We start from the raw sequence: 2,615 nt of genomic DNA, 5'->3' as shown, positions 1-2,615 counted from the left end.
AACCCCCCCCCCCCCCCCCCCCGGGCCCACGGCCGTCCCCGGCGCGGGAGGGTCAGCCCGCGTACACGTCCTCGACGTACCGCCCGGCCTCGATCAGCCCCTGCAGCCAGGCCTGCGCCCGCTGCTCGTCGGCGCCCGGGGTGCGCTCCCGGTACAGCGCCCGGAAGGCCGCCCGGACGCCCGGCGCCATCCGGGCCCCGTCGCCGCACACGTACACCTCGGCGCCGGATTCCAGCAGCTCCCGGACCTCGGCCGCCTCGGCGGCGATCCGGTCCTGCACGTAGCGCCGCCCCTGCTGGGGCCGCTCGCTGAAGGCGGGCCGCAGCGAGACCGCGCCGGCCCGCTCGGCGGCCTCCAGCTCGCCGCGGTGCAGGTAGTCCGCCGCCTCGTCGTCGCAGCCGAAGTACAGCAGCGCCGGGGCGAGGGCGGCGCCCCGCGCGAGCAGCGCCCGGCGGTCGGCGACGGCACCCCGGAAGGGTGCCAGGCCGGTGCCGGCCGCGATCATGACCACCGGGGTGCGGTGGCCGATCCGGAACGCCTCCCGGCAGGGCTGGACCCGGGCCAGCACGGTGTCGCCGACGGCGACCCGGTCGAGGTAGCCGGATCCGGCGCCCCGGAACGTCCCCCGGCCCGAGCGGGCCGGGGCGCTGAGCACCGAGACCATCAGCTCCACCTGACCGGGGTCGCCGGTGGGCGAGGAGGAGATCGAGTAGTGCCGCGGCCGGATCGGCGGCAGCAGCTCCAGCAGCACCGGCCAGCTCAGCCGCTCCCGCAGCGCCGGGTGGTCCTCGATCAGGTCCAGCAGGGTGCGCGGGTCGTCGTCGGGCAGGGCCCGCAGGGCGGCCTGCTCGGGCGGGCAGGGGTTGAGCGCCGCCAGCGCGGCGCGCTGCTCGGCGTTCGGCCGGTCCTGCAGCTCGACGTGACGGGTGAGCAGTTCGCGGACGGTCAGCGGGCGGTCGACGGCCAGTCCGGTGCGCCGGTGCGCCACGATGTTCAGCACCGTGTCCGGGTCGGCGCCGAACAGCTTGGCGGCGCGCTCGACCAGCACCGGGTCGTTGGCCGGGAGCACGGTGAGGTGGTCGGCGGTCCGGTAGCCGGTGCCCTCCGGCAGGGCCAGCCGGACCAGCCGCTTGACCCGGTGGTAGGCCGGGTCGGTCAGGCTGCCGACGGCGGTGACGGTCAGCTCCACCGTGTCGTGCCGGGCGGCGAGCGCGGCCAGCGGGCCGCCGGTCACCTCGGTCACCGTGTACGCGGCCACCGGCGGCACCCCGGCGGGGGCGTCGGCGTCCCCGTAGCGCGCCAGCAGGGCCTCGCGCAGCGCCCCGGTGAACTGCCGCACGGTGCCCTCCAGGTCGCCGGAGGCGTCGGCCTCGGCGCGGGCCAGCAGCCGGGTGCCGCCGAGCTCGGCGAGCCGGTCGTCGATCAGCGCCGGGACGCGCTGGTAGGTCGCGGCGTAGGTGCGGTCGCCGATGCCGAGCACCGCGAACTCGACGCCCTCGGCCCCGCCGCCCTCCCGGGACTCCTGGAGCCCGCGGACGAACCGGGCCGCGTCGTCGGTCGGCTGCCCGTTGTACGAGGCGGCGGTGATCACCACCGGCCGGTCGGTGGGCAGGCCGTCCGCGTACGCGTCCAGCGGGGCGGTCGCGGTCTCGCAGCCGAGGTCGGCGGCGGCCTCCGCGAGCTGCCGGGTGAACTCCCGGCAGGCACCGTAGTTGGAGCCGTGCAGGAGCAGCAGCCCGGTGCCCCGCCGGACCCGTCCGGGACGCCCGGCGGCCGGTCCGCCCTGCCGGCCGACCGCCGTCGGCGCGGCGGCGGCGAGGGAGTCCGCGCGGGAGGCGTCGACGGCCGGGGCGGGCGTGCGCCGGGCGAGGCCGAGGGTGAACCCGTCGGGCTTGATGGTGAGCGTCTGCTTGAGGGTCAGCCGGTAGTCGGCGTGGTCGATCAGCCGGTAGCGGTGCACCAGCATGCCGAGCAGCATGACGGCCTCGTGCAGCGCGAACTGCCGCCCGATGCAGGCGCGTTCGCCGGTGCCGAAGGGCTTGAAGGCGTGCGGGGAGCGGCTCTCCTCGTACTCCGGGTCGAACCGGGACGGGTCGAACAGCTCCGGGTTGTCGCCCCACGCCGGGTCGCGGTGCAGCAGCGGCGTGCTGACGAGGACGGTCTCCCCGGCGCGCAGCGGGATGCGTCCGCCGAGCAGGGTGTCCGCGCGCGCCTCCCGGCTGAACGCGGGCGCCGTCGGCCACAGTCGCAGCGCCTCGTTGAGCACCTGGCGGGTGTGGCGCAGCCGTCCGACGTCCTCGTAGGAGGGCTCGGGATCGGCCCGGTCGCCCCAGAGTTCGTCCACCTCCCGCTGCACCTCGCGCAGCACGGCCGGGTGCTTGGCCAGGTAGTACAGCGCGAAGGAGAGCGCGCCGGAGGTGGTCTCGTGGCCGGCGATCAGGAAGGTGATCACCTGGTTGCGGATGTTCTCGGCGTCCAGCCGGGTGGCGTCCGCGGGGGGGAAGGAAACAAAAACCAAAACAAACAAAGCCCCCGCCAAGGACCTGGCGGCCCCCCCCGAGCGGGGGGAGAGCCCCCCGGTCCCCACAAGGGAAAAAGGGGCTGAAGCCGCGCGG

Annotated in this window: 1 protein-coding gene; it reads right to left on the bottom strand. The window is 76.4% G+C overall.

Going from position 1 to position 2,615, the window contains the following annotated elements:
- Nucleotides 1-52: 52 nt before the first annotated feature.
- Nucleotides 53-2,518, bottom strand: a complete 2,466-nt coding sequence (locus ACFVGO_RS18185) for a cytochrome P450 (RefSeq protein ID WP_380632778.1) — start codon at nucleotides 2,516-2,518, stop codon at nucleotides 53-55.
- Nucleotides 2,519-2,615 lie beyond the last annotated feature (97 nt).

Origin of the sequence: Kitasatospora sp. NPDC057738, from assembly GCF_042798815.1 — a bacterium.
Taxonomy (GTDB): domain Bacteria; phylum Actinomycetota; class Actinomycetes; order Streptomycetales; family Streptomycetaceae; genus Kitasatospora; species Kitasatospora lactacystinica.
Note: the sequence above shows the minus strand (reverse complement) of the source record. Positions and strands in the feature narration are given on the sequence as shown.